This window comes from Microvirga sp. HBU67558 (assembly GCF_018069605.1).
GTDB classification, from domain to species: Bacteria; Pseudomonadota; Alphaproteobacteria; order Rhizobiales; family Beijerinckiaceae; genus Microvirga; species Microvirga terrae.
This window is the reverse complement of record NZ_JAGPUP010000529.1, coordinates 14,046-30,510: the sequence shown is the minus strand read 5'-3', so window position 1 is coordinate 30,510 and position 16,465 is coordinate 14,046. Positions and strand designations below refer to the sequence as shown.

The window sequence follows — 16,465 nt, the reverse complement described above, 5'->3', positions numbered from 1 at the left end:
TTGCGCTCACTCATGTCCGTCGCGGGCAGCCGCATTCGACGCAGGGTCCAGAATGCCCGCAATGGAGAACCCGCCATCGACGCAGATGGTCTGCCCCGTGATGTAGCTGGATTTGCGAGGATCGAGCAGGAAGACGGCTGCGCCGGCGATCTCGTCCGGAGAGCCGTAGCGGCGCTGCGGCACGGCTGTCATCCAGGCAGCGCGCACATCGGGCGTGTGGACCTCCTGGACGAGCGGGGTTTCGATCGGCCCGGGCGCGATGGCGTTCACCCGGATCCCGAGAGCGGCCAATTCGACCGCCATGATCTTCGTCATGGTGATGACGCCGCCCTTCGAGGCCCCGTAGGCGACGCGGCCCTTGTTGCCCATGAGGCCCGACACAGACGCGATGTTGACGATGGAGCCGCTGCCGCGATCCCGCATCCGTTTGGCCGCTTCGCGGGACACGACGAAACTGCCGATCAGGTTGACCTCGAGCATCCTGCGGAAGAGATCGACGCTCGTCTCGAGGGCTGGCACGTCCCTGCCGATGCCAGCCGAGTTGACCACGCCGGTGATCGGTCCGAACTCCGCCTCGCAGGCCGCGATCGTGCGGACGACGCCGTCCTCGTCGGCCACGTCCATTCGCTCGAACCGCACCCGGTTGCTGGACGGCGAGAGAGCCTCCCTGCACCGATCCAGGCTCTTTTGCTCGAGATCCGCCACGATGACGCGCCAGCCCTCGGCGAGAACGGCTTCGACGACCGCGAGCCCGATGCCTGATGCTCCTCCGGTCACGAGCACTGTGTGCGGCTGCGCCATGGTTCTCTCCTGTCAGGTCTCACGAGCGGGGGCAGGCTTCCTGTCAGATCCCGCCTTGCGGCGGCTGGGCCAGCGGCAGGGATCCACGCTTCTCCAGCTCCGCCCGGATGTCCTTCTTCGTGATCTTGCCGTAGGCCGATCGCGGCAGCGCGTCCCAGAAGAAGACTCGCTTCGGGAGCTTGTACCGGGATACCTTGCCGTCCATCCAGGCGAGAAGGTCGCTTTCGGTCGAGTCCGCCCCCGGCCGCAGCACGCAGACGGCAACGCCGACCTCGCCCCAGGTTCGATCGGGCACGCCCACGATCGCCACCTCGGCGACAGCCGGGTGCGTCAGGATCTTCTCCTCGATCTCGCGCGGATACACGTTCGAGCCGCCGGAGATGTACATGTCCGACGCGCGCCCGGTGATGTAGAGATAGCCCTGCGCATCCACGTGTCCCAGATCGCCAGTCCGGAACCAGCCGTTCCGGAACGCTTTCGCGTTGGCGTCCGGGTTGTTGTAGTAGCCGGCGAAGACGGCCGGCCCGCAGACGCAAATCTCCCCAGTCTCCCCGGGAGCCACTTCCCGCCCCTGCTCGTCCTGGATCGAGACCTGCATGCCCGTCCGCTCGTAGCCGCAGGTTCCGACCTTCACGTCGCGACCATCGTCCGGCTCGTGGAGCGCCGGCGGAAGCACGGTGATGTTCCCGGTCACCTCGCCCAGCCCGAAATACTGGACCAGCACATTGCCGAGCTTCTTGAGCGCATGCTTCTGATCCTCGCGGTACATGGGCGCGCCGGCATAGATCACGTAGCGAAGCGAGGAATGGTCGTACGCATCCACGGAAGGATGTTCCGTCAGAAGCTTCACGATGGTAGGAACGGTGAAGAGATTGGTGATCCGCCACTGCTCGACGAGCCGCCAAGCCTCGTCGACATCGAAGCGCTCGCCGGGCAACAGCACGGTCTTGGCCGCCCGCGCCACCTGCGTGAGCTGGTGAACGCCCGCACCATGGGACAGGGGCGCGACGACGAGGGACGCGTCCCGGTGGGTCGTCCCGGGCATCAGGTCACAGAGGTGGTTCGTAACCACGAACGCCATCTGACCGTGGGTCAGAACGGCCGCCTTCGGTCGACCCGTCGTGCCGGACGTGAAGAAGAACCAGCACGGATCGTCGTGCTCGACCGACGCCACCGGCGCGCTCTCTCCCCCGTGCCGTTCCACGAGCGCGTCGTAGTCGTCGCCGAAGCCGGATGCCCCGATGGAGATCACGAACCGGATGTCGGGCGCGGCCTCGCGGACCACGGCTGCGTGATCCGGGAAGTCGCGGTGGCAGATCAGCGCCGAGGCGCCGCTCGACTGGGCGAGATAGGCCACCTCGTCGGGCGTCTGCCGGAAGTTCGCCGGCACCCAGACGGCTCCGATCTGGAAGCAGGCGAACATGGATTCGAACATCTGGTTGCAGTTCTTCGACTGCACCAGGACGCGATCGCCCTTCCCAATCCCGTTCGCCGCCAGGGCGGCAGCCATCGCGTCGACGCGACGGGCGAGTTCGGCCCAGGTCCAGCTCGCCCCGCCCCAGACGAAACCGATTTCGGCCCCGTGGCGCCGGGCCGCCTGGTGCAGGAAGTTGGCGAGGTTCATGACCCGCTTCGACACGGGCACGACGCCTCCCGCAGGGGTCTGAAGAGAGGCGATCATGGGCGGCGTTTCCGAAGACCGATCAAGCCGGGGCGTGCCATCGGTGTGTTTCCTTTGTCGAACGGCGATGTCCATCATCCTCGCAGGGCGCACGATACCATCAGAGGAACGCCGTCGAGATCCACGGGACGGTGGCGATGATCACGAGACCCGCGACGAGCGCCACAAGATAGGGCCAGATCGCCCCGATCGCTTCGTCGGGCGACACGTTGCCGATCTTGCACGCGAGATAGAAGCCGATGCCGATCGGCGGCGTCATCAGGCCGATATTCATCGCCGTGACGATGACCATCGCGTAGTGGATGTCGTTGATCCCGAGGCTCTTGGCGATGGGGAACATGAGCGGGGCCATCAGGACGATGGCGGGCAGGCCCTCGAGCACGCAGCCCAGGATCATGAAGACGACGATCGTCAGGGCCATGAAGGCGATCCAGCCTCCGGGCAGGCCCGTCATGATCGATGCAAGACTCTGCGCGACGCCTGCCTGCGTGATCGCCCAGGCCATGGCGAGAGCGGTGCCGAGGATCAGCAGGATCGACCCGGTGAGCGCCGCGGTCTCGACCAGCATCCCGTAGAGCTTGCGCCAGCCGATGCCGCCGTAGAGAACCACGCCCACGAACAGGGCGTAGATGACCGCGATGGTCGACACCTCGGTGGCGGTCGCGACTCCGCCGGCGACCGTGCTGCGGATGAGGAACGGCAGGACGAGCGCGGGCGCCGCCACGAGCAGCGTGCGGCCGATCAGGGATGCCGGCGCCCGGCGGACGCCCTCCATGCTCTCATGGCGCGCCTTCCAGCGGGCCAGGATCGCGAGGGCGGCGAGCAGAACCATGGCGACCACGAAGCCGCTCGTGAACAGGCCCGCGATCGACACGCCCGCGACGGATCCCAGGACGATGAGGACGATGCTGGGCGGAACGGTGTCGGCCATGGCGGCGCCCGTGGCGAGCAGCGCAATCATCTCCCGCGGGCTGTGACCGCGCCGCTTCATCTCGGGGAACAGGGCCGGCGCCACGGTGGCCATGTCGGACACCTTGGATCCCGAAATACCCGACACGACGAAGAGCGACCCCAGCAGCACGTAGGACATTCCGGCCCGCACATGGCCGAGGAGCGACGCCAGGAAATCCACGATGGCCTTCCCCATCCCGGTCGCATCGAGAATGCAGCCCAGCAGAACGAAGATCGGAACCGACAGAAGGATGATGCCCGACATGCCCTCGTCCATCCGCCCGATCATCACGAAGGTCGGCACCTGCGTGGCGAAGGCCAGATAGCTCAGCGTGCCGATGCCGAAGCAGAATGCGATCGGCACCCCGGCGGCCAGGCAGACCGCCACGAAGACGACGAGGAACAGGATGATCTTGGCGCTTCCCATCCTGACCAGGGACGGCGAGGAGAACCACAGCACGGCGGCAGCCACGGCGATCAGGAGAGCCGCCACGACGAGATCGCGCCATGACGCGTTCTTCAGCGCATATGCCAGAACGATCGCCAGCATGGCCACCATCCCGAACGGGATGGCCGCAACGCGGAAGGTGTTGGGAATATTCAGCGCTGGCGACGTGATGTACCATTCCTCCAGCGCGTAGTCGAAAGCCGGCACCATCAGGGCGAGAAGGAAGGTGGCGATCACCAGGGGCGCGAAGGCCCCCATGAAGGCCTGAGCCCGCTCCGGCATCTTGTGCAGGAACAAAGTCAGTCTCAGATGCTCGTTGCGGTCGAGGGCGATCGCCGCCCCGAGCATGGCGAGCCACAGGAAGCAGATGGACGCAACTTCGTCGATCCAGACGACCGACAGCGAAAACACGTAGCGCGAGGTCACGCCGGCCAGCAGCAGCACCACGATGGCGACGAGCAGGCCGGACGCGATGATCTCGACGGGCCTCAGGAAGCGCGATCCGGCGCGAACCTCGTCGCTCTCGGCGACGATGAGCGGTTCTGAGGCGGGAAGTGCCTGGGCGGAGGATGTCATGTCCGAACGTTCCCTACGATTCTCCGGGACGCCGTGGCGCCTCACGGCCGCACGATCGCCTGATCCCTGCGCCCGCGGGCGCAGGGATCCCGGTCCAAGGCGTGCTAGGCCAGGGACCCGGTCGCCCGCTCGAGGAGCGCCCATGCTTCGTCGCCATACTTGCCCTTCCACTCCGAGTAGAAGCCCGCCTTGCGCAGCTTGTCCCGGAAGGGGCCCGGATCGGGCTGATTGAAGACCATGCCTTTTGCCGCGAGTTCCTGCTGCAGGTTGCCGTTCAGCTTGGCCACGTCCTCGCGCTCCTTCAAACCCGCGGCGTTGATGTGCTTGGCGACGATCGCGCGCACATCCTCCGGCAGCCGCTCCCAGGCGCGCCGGTTCGCCAGGAACCAGAAGCCATCCCACATGTGGTTTGTCAGCGAGCAGTATTTCTGCACTTCGTTGAGCTTCGCCGTGGACACGATGGCGAGGGGGTTCTCCTGGCCGTCGACCACCTTGGTCTGAAGCGCCGTATAGACCTCGTTGAAGTTGATCGATGTCGGGGCCGAGTCGAACGCCTTGTACATGGACGTCCAGAGCGGCGAGACCGGCACCCGGATCTTGAAGCCCTTCAGGTCGTCCGGGGTATTGATCGGCTTCGTGGACGAAGTCGTCTGCCGGAAGCCGTTGTCCCAGATCTTGTCCATGACCACCAGGTTCGCCTTGGTGATCTGCTGGCGCACATAGGCGCCGAGGTCCCCGTCCATCGCCTTCCAGACGGTTGCGTAATCCGGAAACGCGAAGCCGATTCCGTTGATGGATGCCGCCGGGACGAGAGTCGACAGGATCAGGCCCGACAGGGTGAAGAATTCCACGCCGCCCGAGCGCACCTGGCTGAGCGTATCCGTGTCCGACCCCAGTTGGCTGCTCGGAAAGATCTGCAGATCGAACCGCCCGTTCGTCTCGGCCTTGATTGCGGCCGCCATCTCGCGCGCCCGCGCATTCATCGGGTGGGAATCCGGCAGGTTGTTCGCGTATTTGTAGGAGAACTCAGCCTGCTGAGCCCGCGCGATGAACGGCGCCCCAACGACTGCACCCGCGACAGCGGTTGAGCCGACAGTGAGCAGCCGGCGGCGAGACAAGATCATGTAACCCTCCTGGTCGGGTCCCCAGGACCCTCATGTTTCCTCAGAGCCAAGGTCCATATATCGGACCTCCCTTGATTCAGGACACGCCGCTTGCCGGGCGTTTTCATTGGCCCCTTAGGAGGCACTCTGATAGGATCGCTTGTCAATGAAAAACTGCCGCCCGGGCCGAATCTCGGGAAGGTGGTCATCGAAGGTCCATATATTGGAATACGAGAAGAGCATTTCCGCCAAGATCGCCGTTGAGGGCATCAGCAACCCGTCGTCCCACGGGGCACAGGCGATCGACCGGGCTGCGACCTTGCTGCTGCTCGTAGGCCGTGCGGGCCCCTCCGGCGCCCGGTTGTCTGAACTGGTCGAGCAATGCAGCCTGTCGAAGCCGACCGTACGGCGCATGCTTCTCGCCCTCGCGCGGGCCGGTCTGCTCGATCAGGACCACGAGACCAGACGGTATTATCTGGGCCCGGAGATCCACGTTCTCGGCACGCTGGCGAGCGCCCGATTCGGCATTCATTCGATCTCCGTCCGGTCCCTCGTGCGGTTGAGCCAGCGAACCGGCGACACCGCCTTTCTTTCCGTGCCACGCGACGTCTACTCCATCTGCGTCCATCGAGAGGAAGGTCCTTTTCCGATCAGGGTCCACGCCCTTCATGCGGGAGATCGCCACCCGCTCGGCGTAGGGGCAGGAGGCTTGGCCCTGCTCGCCGCCCTGCCCGATGATGAAGTGGAGGACGTGCTGGCCGCCAATGCGGACGTTCTTGCGGAGAAGTATCCGCCTTTCTCGCCCTCCGTTCTTCGCAATCTCGTTCAGGACACCCGTGAGAGAGGCTATGCCCTCAATCCCGGGATGCTTCTCCCGGACTCCTGGGCGATCGGGGTTCCGATTCATGGCCCCGACGGCAGACCGGTCGGGGCTCTTTCCATCGCAGCAACGGCGAGTCGCCTGAGCCGGGAGCGGCAACTCGAAATCGCCCCACTGCTCAGGAAGGAAGCGTCGTCGATCGAGACGAAGCTGGCCGAAACTGATCCCGCCGAGAAGCAAGCGCGGGTTCGTCGCATATCGCCGTGACGGGGGCCCGCGCGCAGGCCCGAACGGATTTCGAACGCCGGGCGATATCAGTGAAACACGGATCCGGTTGTAACTGGCGCGGCCCGCTGGGGCCGCTCAAACGATGCGCCATCTGGCAAGATGAGCATCAGTCATAAAAGTGCATTCCACTATTCACGTCCGATGCTCTAGCGTCTGTCCGGCCCCTTTTCGATGATACTGCGGATTCGAACCGCCAGGTCTTCGATGGCGAAGGGCTTCGTGATCATCTCCATGCCGGGCGCCAGAAAGCCGGACGCGATGGCGGCCTGCTCGGCATAGCCGGTGATGAAGAGCACCTTCAGGTTGGGGCGCACCAGGCGGGCGTGATCGGCGAGTTGGCGGCCGTTCAGGCCCGGCAGGCCCACGTCGCTGACGAGCAGGTCCACTCGCTGTTTCGATTCGAGCACTTTGAGTCCGGACGGACCATCCACCGCCTCCAGGGCGTGATAGCCAAGATCGGCCAGCACCTCGAGGATGAGCGACCGCACGACGGACTCGTCCTCGACCACGAGAACCGTCTCGCCCTCTTCCGCCCGATGGGCGTCGCTCAGCCCCGACGCGGGCGCTTCGCCTTCCAGCTCACCCGTATGGTGGGGCAGATAGATCTTGACGGACGTTCCCTTCCCGACCTCGCTGTAAATCCTGACGTGCCCCTCGGATTGCTTGGCGAAGCCGTAGACCATGGAGAGGCCGAGCCCCGTCCCCTCGCCGATCGGTTTGGTCGTGAAGAACGGATCGAAGGCTTGAGCCAGAACGTCGGCGGGCATGCCCGTGCCGGAATCGGACACGCTGATCGTCACATAAAGCCCAGGAGCGACATCCTGCTGGGAAAGCGCATAGAACCGATCCAAATTGGACACGGAGGTCTCGATCGTGAGTGATCCTCCCCCCGGCATCGCATCGCGAGCGTTGATCGCAAGATTGAGAATCGCGCTTTCGAGCTGGTTCGGATCGCAGATCGTGAGAGGCAGGCTCTCGGACGTGACGATGTTGAGCTGGATCGATTCCGACATCGTTCGCCGAAGCAGATCCTCCATCGACAGGACGAGCCGGTTGGCATCGACAGGCTTCGGATCGAGCGGCTGCCGCCGGGCAAAGGCGAGAAGGCGGTGCGTGAGCGCCGCAGCGCGATTAGCCGACGTCGTCGCGGCGCCGATGTATCGGTCGAGTTTCTCGAGGCGTCCCTGCGCCATGCGGGACTGGAGGAGATCGAGCGAGCCGACGATGCCCGTCAGCAGGTTGTTGAAGTCGTGCGCGATGCCGCCGGTCAACTGCCCGACGGCCTCCATCTTCTGGCTTTGTCGAAGCTGCTCCTCGAGCTGCTTGCGCTGAGAGACATCGCGTCCGACGCTGTAGAACACATCCCCGGCTGGAGCAAAGGTCCAGTTGATCCAGCGGCAGGATCCGTCCTTCGCCTGGACGCGAATATCGAAGTCCTTGACGGCTCGCCCGCTCTGCAGCGCCTGGAGCAGGCTGTTCCCCAGCGGCTTATCCTCTTCATAGATCCAGGTATCGATCCGGGTTCCGACGATCTCGTCCTCGCGATAGCCGAGTACCTCCGTCCAGGCCGGGTTCACGGCGTTGAGCAGTCCGTCGGAGTCGCACACGCAGAACAGATCGCTGGAGAGGCTCCAGAGCCGGTCACGCTCCCGGGTGCGCTCTTCCACGCGGCTCTCGAGACGTTCGTTGAGCTCGCGAAGCCTTGCCTCGGACTGCTTGGCGACCGTGATGTCGTAGACGACGCCGATGAATCGCAGGCCTGCCGTATCTGCATCGCGCACATACTCGCCGCGCCGAGCCAGCCACCGGGGCTCCTTGTCATCGGCGCGCTTGATCCGAAACTCGACATAGGAAGCGGTTTCGCCCGAGCTCGGTTCGACGATCGGACGATCGCCCGGCTCGACCAGAGAGTTCACGGTGCGAATGGGAAGGGCATTGCTCGGATGGAGCCCGAGCAATCGGCAGAACTCCTCCGAGACGTTGACGGTCGCGTAGCCCTCCACGTACTCGAACGTTCCGACGCCGCCCGCACTCTGGGCGATCCGGAGACGCTGTTCGACGTGCTTCTGCTCGGTAATGTCGACGACGACGCCGGTGAAACGCACCGGCTGGTCGCTCTGATCGAAATGGCAACGCCCCCTCGCAAGGGCCCATTTCACCGAACCGTCCGACCCGAGGAGCCGGTACTCCTTCGAGAAGATCTCCGCCCCATTGAGAATGCCGCCAACGGCGAGACGAACCCGTCGACGGTCGTCCGGATGGATCGACTTGAAGAAGTCCTCGACGGGCAGGCCTTTTTCCGCCTCGACGGGATCGAGATCATGAAGAACCGCGAACCGCGCATCTGCCGTGAAGCGTCCCCGAGGGATGTCCCAGTCCCAGGAGCCGCCACTTCCGGCCACTGTCAGGGTCTGGCGCAGCCTCTCGTTCGTCTGACCCAGCTCTCTTTGGCTCGCCTCGAAGGCAGCCTGCATCGACCTCGACTGATGCGCCTCCGTGACGTCGACCTGTGTCGCGAGGAAGAACTGAGGCTCGCCGGTGGAATCGCACACGGGCGTGATGAAGAGATGGTTCCAAAACTGAGAACCATCCTTGCGCCGGTTCAGCAGTTCGGCTGAGACCGCCCGGCCGCCGGTGACCGCTTCCCGGATCAGCGCGACCGCCTTCTGGTCCGCGTCGGGAGCCTGGAGGAACCGACAGTTTCTGCCGATCGCCTCCTCGGGCGCGTAGCCTGTCACTCTGGAGAAGGCGTCGTTGACGTAAACGATCGGATTGTCGAACGCCCGCGGATCCGTGGCGACCATGGGCAGCCCGGACTTCTCGAACGCAGCGAAGACCGGTCCGGCCACGCGTCGCAATTCGTCCGCGGCCAGGTCGATCGCCTGCTTGGCTTCGCGCTGGGACAGGATCTGGGCGGTCATTCTTGGCAGGGTCTCTTGAGGGAGATCGTGAATGCCATAGCCTAGGCCTCGTCTCCGATCACACGATCGATGAAGCTTGCGATGAGCTCCTTCAATGCGGCAAGCGACGGCAGATCCATCAGCATGGCGATATAGCCTCGGATATTACGATTCCGAATTGAGAAATTGATATAGAGAAACAGAACCAGCCCATCGTCCGGCTGATTGTGCTCAACGGTGAAGAGCCGGGTTCCGTCGCCGCGGATCACTTCGGGCAGAGAAACGCTGAGGGATCGCTTCAGCATATTCGCCATGGTGGCGAGGCAGCCGTTCAGGATGATGTTGCCCGTTTCGGCAAGAGCCTCCTGCTCCATGGCGACGACTTCGTCGGGTGGCACGTCGTTCCCAATGATCGCCTTGATGAGGTCGAGGCTGGTGGCTTCGGGAAAGATCAACAGAGCCCGGCCTGAGAACGCGCCCTCGAAGCGCTGCTGAATAGCCACGAGGTCATCCGTCTCCCGCTCGCCGATCAACCGGGCGGCGTGATGAGGTGCCATGAGCTCGATGGACGGCACCGAAAGGAGCACCTCCTCGCCGATCATCTTGCGCAGGCTCGAGGCCGCGCGGCTGACCCCGATATTGACGAGTTCCGTCAACGCATCGTGTTCGAGTTCCGTCAGAGCGATGTCATCGTTCATCATGACGGCGTGCCACCCGATCGCAGGCGCAGCGCCGCTCCGGAAATGAATCCTCTGAGCCCGTCCTCGGTCAGAGGCTTGCTGACGAAGGTGGCATTGACCTCCCTCGCCCGCGCGATCACCTCGTCCTGGATGTTGGCCGTGATGACGGCAATCGGCATGGTCGGATGGATGGCGCGCAGTTCAGCCGCGAGTTCAAGACCATCCTTCTCCGGCATGTTGTAGTCGATCATCGCAAGATCGATCTTGCGATGACGGATGATGTCGAGGGCGTCCTGCGCGTTGCCGGCCTCGATGCGCTCCCAGTCAGGCTGCAGCACAGCCAGTGCCTTGCCGGCAACGATGCGTGCCAGCTTGCTGTCGTCGACGATCAGAACAGTTGTAGCCACTCAGATGCTCCACCAGCGGGTTCGGATTGTCCGGACAGACCAGCTCATTTTTGAGAGGAAAGGGTTATTTGCTCTTTTAGAGTATCCGAAACGAATGACAACCGGTCAGCCCTCCGTGCTCCCGGCCCCAGACGTTTGAGCCGCCGACAGGATCGGGACCATCCAGGTCCGGACGAAGGTATCCTTTCCTTCTCCCCTGACGGATGGCCGCAGGGCCAGTAGAATCTGGAACACCGCCGTATGGAGGTGCCCGGCATCCGTCAGATCCACGACGCGGCCGCGATCCTCCTGAAGCCACCGGAGCAGCGGCTCCGCGTCCTCGACACGGCAATCTCCTTCCAGCAAGATGGTATCGCCCGTCAGACGCACGCTCATCCGATCAGCTCCGGGATATCGAGGATCATCAGGACGCTCCCGTCTCCCATCAGGGTCGTGCCGATGACGCTCGGGAGGCCCGCCAGCAGACCGGCCATGGGGCGCATCAGAATGTCCAAGCGCCCACCAAATCCGTCGACCGCGATGCCGACCCTCTCGCCCCCGACCCACATGACGAGAACTTTCGTGCCGCCTTCCCCATCCCTTCCCCGAGGAATCCGAAGAAGATCCGTCAGCCTGACCAGGGGTATGGTGCGGTCGCGCAGGACGAAAGCCTCCGCCCCCTGGATGGGAATGATGCGCGAGGCGGGCAGATAGGCGGTTTCCAGAACGCCCTCGATGGGAATGCCGTAGGTCTCGGACCCGACGTGCACCGTCATCACCTTGGTCATGACCACGCTCAGCGGCAAGGAGAAGCGGATCGTCGTCCCGTGCCCGGGACGGCTCTGCACGGCCACCTGCCCGCCGAGCCTCTCGACCGCCGAGCGGACGGCGTCCATGCCGACCCCGCGGCCGGACAGATCCGTCACATCGGAGGCGGTGGAGAACCCCGGAGCGAAGATCAGGTCCGTGACTTCGGCGTCGCTCATGGTTTCGATACGGTCTGCCGGCGCGACACCCCGCTCGTGAGCGGCACGACGCACCAGCTCGGGGTCGATGCCGCGCCCGTCGTCGCTCACTTCGACGACGAGACGATCGCCATCCCGGCGGGCCCTGAGGACAATCCTGACTTCGGCGGGCTTTCCTGCTCCGAGGCGGACCGCCTCCGGCTCGCCCCCATGAGCGACGGCGTTGCGCAGGACATGGAGCAGAGGCTCGGACAGCCCCTCCGTAACGGACTTGTCGGCCTCGACGTCCTCGCCTTCTATGGAAAACTCCACGAGCGTCCCAAGCTGGCCGGCGCTCTCGCGAACGGCACGCGGGAAGCGCCGAAAGATCTCGCGCATGGGCATCATGCGCACATCCATGACGGCTCTGTGCATATCGGCGACGAGCCGGTCGATGGTCGCCTGGCACGCGGCGACGCTCCGCACGAGATCCTCTCTCGCCCCGGCCCCATCGCTCGTGGCGGCGACGTGCGCCAGCTCGTTCTTGGCGATGACCATCTCGCCGACGAGATCCGCCAGCCGATCGACCCTGGCCGCATCGACACGCAATGTCCGTGAACTGCCCGCCACGGCGGAGCGTCCCTCGCGCGTTGCGGATCCATCGCGTCCGGCTTCAGCGCCGCCGGCCGTGTCACGCCCCGTCACATCGAAAATGACGACCTGATCGGGAACGAAGCGGAATACGGCCTTCACGGCCTCGTACCCGGCCGTGGACAGGGCCTCGAGACGGAGATTGCAGGCGAAGGGATCGATCTCGGCCTCGGGAGGCCAGGGCGCCTGGTGGGTCGCCCGGACATGGACGAGATCGGGGACCGATCGCAGGAGCGCCAGGGGATCATCGCCCGCGAAGAAACAATCGGCCCGCGGCGTGTACCGGATGGCGGTGCGGGGGACGCTGTTCTGCAATGGATCGGCCCGGCGGGAACCGGCTGCCAGAAGGTCCTCGATCCAGCCGCCATCCGCATCCGAAATTGCCGGACCATCCGGCGCGGCCTCACCATCAAGCTGTGAGCGGAGCGCTCGCGCAAGACGGTATCCCTCATCTGCGGCATCCGGAGGCAACAGCCCGGTCTGCTCGATGGCGGCGATCCAGCGCTCGGTCTGCCCGACGCAGTCGAGGAGAAGGTCGATCACATCGGCGTCGATCTCGATCCTCGCCCGAGCGCCCTTGAGGGCGCCCAGCAGATCCTCGGCGGCGTGGAGCGCGAGGCCCATGGGTGCAAAATCGAACAGGCCGACGGAGCCTTTGAGGGTGTGGACCGCGCGAAAGGCGCTGTCCAGGTGCGCAGCGACCGACGGTTCGCGCTCCAGATTCAGGAGATCATCGGTCGCCTGCTGAGTCAGTTCGCGCGCCTCGACGACGAAGTGCTGCAGAAGATCGTCCATCACGATCCCTCCGGCCGTTGATAGACGATCGCATCCTCGAAGCGGCGAAGCCTGAAGCGCTTCGAGATGCGGCTCATCGACTCCGTATGACCGAGGCAGAGATAGCCGCCCGGATTCAGGGCATCGTAGAGATTGTTGGCGGTGCGTTCCCGGGAGCCATCGTCGAAATAAATCAGAACATTGCGACAGAACACCACGTCGAACCGGCCCTGAGCCGCGACAGAAGCGTCGTCCACCAGATTGACCGATGTGAACTTGACCGATTCCCGTAGGTCCCGGATAAGCCTGCGCTGGTCATCGCGAGGTGGTTCGAAATACCGATCGATCACGTGAGACGGCAGACGCGACAGGGCGCGCTCCCCGTAAACGCCCTCCTGGGCTTTCAGGAGCGCCTCCGTGTCGATGTCGGAGCCGACGATCTCGATATGGTAGGCATCCACCATCGGCCAGTTCTCGAGAAGCCAAATGGCGACGGAGTACGGCTCCTCGCCGGTCGAGCATGGCACCGACCAGATCCGCACGAGATCGCCCGGCTTTCTGTTCCGCACGATGTCGGGCAGGAGCGATCGGCCCAGGCAGTGCAGCTGATGCTCCTCGCGGTAGAAGTACGTCTCGTTGACCGTGAAGATGTTGATCAGGTGCTCGACCTCGCTCTCGCTGGTCTGAAGATACGAGAAATAGGCCGGGAACGTGCGCATTTCCGCGGCGGACATCCGGTCAGCGACGCGCCTTTCGATGTAATACCGCTTGCTCTCGCCGAAGGTCATTCCGGTCCTGTGGTAGAGGAACTCGCACAGGCGACGGATCTCGTCCGAGCTCAGCGAGATCTCCGACGCCTTCCCGGATGCGGCAGAGCTGTTCGGCGAGGACTTGCTCATGCGCGCCCGGCCGTGTCGATGATCCGCCCGGCAATCTGCTCCAAGGGAACGACGATCTCGGCCCCTCCCCGGCGCACGAGTTCGCCGGGCATCCCCCACACGACCGCGCTCTCCTCCGCTTCTGCGATCGTGCGGCCACCCAGTTCCCGGAGCCGCGTCATGGCGTCCGCGCCGTCGCTGCCCATGCCGGTCATCAGAACGCCGATCAGGCGCGCCGATGCGAAATGCTCCATGGCGCTGTCGACCAGGCGGTCCACGCTCGGATGCCAACGGTGTTCCGGAAGCGACGGCGCGGCCATGACGACTGGCCCGCTTGGGCGAAGGCCGATGATGACATCGGCATCGCCCTTCCCGATATAGACGTTGCCGGCCTTGAGCGGCATTATCTGCGTGACCTCGACCACGTCCAGTGCGCAGAGCTTGTCGAGCCGCCGTGCCAAAGGTCCGGTGAAGGATCCAGGCATGTGCTGGGCGACCACCACTGGCACGGAAAAGTCGGACGGGAGTCCCGACAGCACCGTGTCCAGGGCAGGTGGTCCACCGGTCGAGGCTCCGACGAGCACAAGCCCGTACGCGGACGGCACTGCGCTCCTGGTTGTCGAAACCGCTGGCTGAAAAGTGCGGGCCGTTCTCCGGACGACGCCGGCGGGCTTTCTGGTCAGGCCGCTTCTCAACCGCACCCGCTCGGCCAGTCTCAGGCTGCCCGGGAGGCGCGCCCGCGACGCGGCGCGAACCTTTTCGATCAGTAGAGGGGCGAGAGTTTCGATCTCCAGCGAAACGGCCCGTTTCGGCTTCGTGATGAAGTCCACAGCGCCCAGATCCAGAGCCTCGAGGGTGACGCTTGCTCCTTCCTCGGTCAGCGACGAGACCATCACGACGGGACATGGGCGCTCCAGCATGATGCGGTCGAGACAGGTCAGACCATCCATCTCCGGCATGTGGACGTCGAGCGTCACTACATCGGGCTTGAACTCGCCAAGCTGCTCGAGAGCCTCCACGCCGTTACGGGCGAAAGCGATCTCGAAACTTCCCTCGGCGGTAAAGACCGTGCCGAGAAGGCGCCGCATCAAAGGAGAATCATCGACGATCAGCAGTCGCGTCACGGGTCGACCCGATCGAGATGATCGCTGCTGAAGGAAGCGATCAAGTCCTTCTCCGCCCGGTCCAGAAGCTCGTGCGGATCGAGCAGGAGGATCATGCGCCCCTCCGTCTCGATGTTGGCAATGCGGTGGACAGTCTGGCCTTCGCCCGCTGCGAGTTCAGGTGTCGGGCGAAGCTGGTCTTGGGGAATCCTCAGCACCTCCGATACCGCGTCGACGATGAAACCTGCCTGCAAATCGTCGATCGTGACGACGACGATCCGCTCGCGCCGCCCTTCGCCGGCCCCTTCGATCTCGAAGCGTCGCCGCTGGTCGATCACCGGCACGACACGCCCACGCAGGTTCATGACACCCTCGATGAACGTCGGCGCCCTTGGCAGACGAGATAGGGTGTCGGGAGCGCGGACCACCTCCTCGACCGCCGCGATCGGCAGCCCGTATTCCTCGTCTCCGAGTTGGAAGACGATGAACTGCTCGTCGCAGTTGGGAGAAGCATCAGGGCTGCTCATTTCTGGATTCGTCTCCATCTGAGGCGCGACGAGTTCAGCCAAGGCCTGATCGCGAAAGAGGTTATCAGTCGAGAGGACCGATACAAGCCGCCGACCGCCGTCAAGGCGGCAGATGCGTTGGATTTTGGCCTCCGCCGCGCCGCGGGTCAGGATTGCCGGCACAGGATCCATGTCTCCTGAAGGAAGTCGCAGGACTTCCTTGATGCCGTCAGCCACCAAGCCCACCAATGCGTCGCCGACCCGCGCGACCACGACACGGGATCTGGCATCATCGTGCCGACCTAGGGGAAGACCGAGAAGTCCGCGAAGCGACACGAGCGGCATCAGATGCCCGCGCCGGGACACGACGCCCAGCATCACGGAATCGGCTTGCGGAACCGCGACACTGCCCGAGGGGACGGCCACGATCTCATGGACAGAATCCAACGGCAGCGCAAAGTCCTGGCCGGACACGGCAAAGCAGACCAGAGCCACCTCGTCGGGAGCCGTTAGGCTCGTTTCCCGAGCACCCGGCACCGTGGGCTCACGGCCGTGATGCACGCGTCCGCGGTAATGCCCGAAGTTGCGGGACAGAAGGGCATCGAGGTCAATCAGATGCGCCGATGCGCTCGTCGAGCTGTCGGCATCAGGCGCGCCTTCGACACCGCTCGCCCCCCAAGACGCCACCTTGTCGATCTCGAACCCGATCGGCGCACCGCGATCGACCACGACCACACGGGTTGGCACGGAGGAACCTGCCGGACGTCCCATCAGGCTGCGCAGCGAAACGACCGGCAGGACAAGGCCGCGCAGATTCGCAACCCCGACGAGGCTCGATGGTGCGAGCGGCACGCGGGAGACGGCCGGCGGGCGTATCACCTCCGCGACGTCGGAGGCGGGAAACGCAAAGCGCTCGCCATCCACCTCCACCGTCAGAAGTGCCTGGCTGGCCGGCGAAGGGGCCTTCTCGGCCAT

The 16,465-nt window shown here is 64.5% G+C and carries 13 protein-coding genes; 1 reads left to right on the top strand and 12 read right to left on the bottom strand.

Going from position 1 to position 16,465, the window contains the following annotated elements; translation table 11 throughout:
• Positions 1-6: 6 nt before the first annotated feature.
• The 4 genes from KBI52_RS17535 to KBI52_RS17520 all read right to left on the bottom strand — a co-directional run bounded on the left by KBI52_RS17535 (position 7) and on the right by KBI52_RS17520 (position 5,581).
• A complete protein-coding gene (locus KBI52_RS17535; protein ID WP_173945769.1) occupies positions 7-801 on the bottom strand; it encodes an SDR family NAD(P)-dependent oxidoreductase in 795 nt (264 codons plus the stop codon).
• A gap of 43 nt (positions 802-844) precedes the next feature.
• A complete protein-coding gene (locus KBI52_RS17530) occupies positions 845-2,482 on the bottom strand; it encodes an acyl-CoA synthetase (RefSeq protein ID WP_210809031.1) in 1,638 nt (545 codons plus the stop codon).
• A 100-nt stretch (positions 2,483-2,582) separates the two neighbouring features.
• Positions 2,583-4,457, bottom strand: coding sequence for a TRAP transporter large permease subunit (locus KBI52_RS17525; protein ID WP_173945767.1), 1,875 nt, complete (start codon positions 4,455-4,457; stop codon positions 2,583-2,585).
• Positions 4,458-4,561: 104 nt separating this feature from the next.
• Positions 4,562-5,581, bottom strand: coding sequence for a TRAP transporter substrate-binding protein (locus tag KBI52_RS17520; RefSeq protein ID WP_173945766.1), 1,020 nt, complete (start codon positions 5,579-5,581; stop codon positions 4,562-4,564).
• 199 nt (positions 5,582-5,780) lie between these two features.
• Between KBI52_RS17520 and KBI52_RS17515 the strand changes: the two genes are divergently transcribed.
• On the top strand, positions 5,781-6,647 hold the full coding sequence (locus KBI52_RS17515; protein ID WP_371823186.1) for an IclR family transcriptional regulator: 867 nt from the start codon (positions 5,781-5,783) through the stop codon (positions 6,645-6,647).
• 167 nt (positions 6,648-6,814) lie between these two features.
• On the opposite strand, the gene KBI52_RS17510 is transcribed toward KBI52_RS17515, so the two are convergent.
• The 8 genes from KBI52_RS17510 to KBI52_RS17475 form a co-directional block, all read right to left on the bottom strand.
• Positions 6,815-9,589, bottom strand: a complete 2,775-nt coding sequence (locus KBI52_RS17510; RefSeq protein ID WP_247654466.1) for a PAS domain S-box protein — start codon at positions 9,587-9,589, stop codon at positions 6,815-6,817.
• A gap of 41 nt (positions 9,590-9,630) precedes the next feature.
• Positions 9,631-10,269 carry a chemotaxis protein CheX gene (locus KBI52_RS17505; protein WP_173945605.1) on the bottom strand — a complete coding sequence of 213 codons (639 nt, stop codon included), beginning with the start codon at positions 10,267-10,269 and terminating at the stop codon, positions 9,631-9,633.
• Positions 10,266-10,655 carry a response regulator transcription factor gene (locus tag KBI52_RS17500; RefSeq protein WP_173945604.1) on the bottom strand — a complete coding sequence of 130 codons (390 nt, stop codon included), beginning with the start codon at positions 10,653-10,655 and terminating at the stop codon, positions 10,266-10,268. The genes KBI52_RS17505 and KBI52_RS17500 overlap by 4 nt, the downstream gene beginning before the upstream one ends.
• Positions 10,656-10,760: 105 nt before the next feature.
• The gene (locus KBI52_RS17495) at positions 10,761-11,030 is read right to left on the bottom strand and encodes a hypothetical protein (RefSeq protein ID WP_173945603.1); all 270 of its coding nucleotides are present in this window, start codon (positions 11,028-11,030) and stop codon (positions 10,761-10,763) included.
• Entirely contained in the window at positions 11,027-13,024 is a 1,998-nt protein-coding gene (locus tag KBI52_RS17490) for a chemotaxis protein CheA (protein ID WP_210809027.1), read from the bottom strand. Before KBI52_RS17490 ends, KBI52_RS17495 begins: the two co-directional genes overlap by 4 nt.
• Positions 13,024-13,902, bottom strand: a complete 879-nt coding sequence (locus KBI52_RS17485) for a protein-glutamate O-methyltransferase CheR (RefSeq protein WP_210809025.1) — start codon at positions 13,900-13,902, stop codon at positions 13,024-13,026. The genes KBI52_RS17490 and KBI52_RS17485 overlap by 1 nt, the downstream gene beginning before the upstream one ends.
• The gene (gene cheB / locus KBI52_RS17480; RefSeq protein ID WP_210809023.1) at positions 13,899-15,005 is read right to left on the bottom strand and encodes a chemotaxis-specific protein-glutamate methyltransferase CheB; all 1,107 of its coding nucleotides are present in this window, start codon (positions 15,003-15,005) and stop codon (positions 13,899-13,901) included. Before cheB ends, KBI52_RS17485 begins: the two co-directional genes overlap by 4 nt.
• Positions 15,002-16,465 carry a chemotaxis protein CheW gene (locus KBI52_RS17475; RefSeq protein ID WP_210809021.1) on the bottom strand — a complete coding sequence of 488 codons (1,464 nt, stop codon included), beginning with the start codon at positions 16,463-16,465 and terminating at the stop codon, positions 15,002-15,004. Before KBI52_RS17475 ends, cheB begins: the two co-directional genes overlap by 4 nt.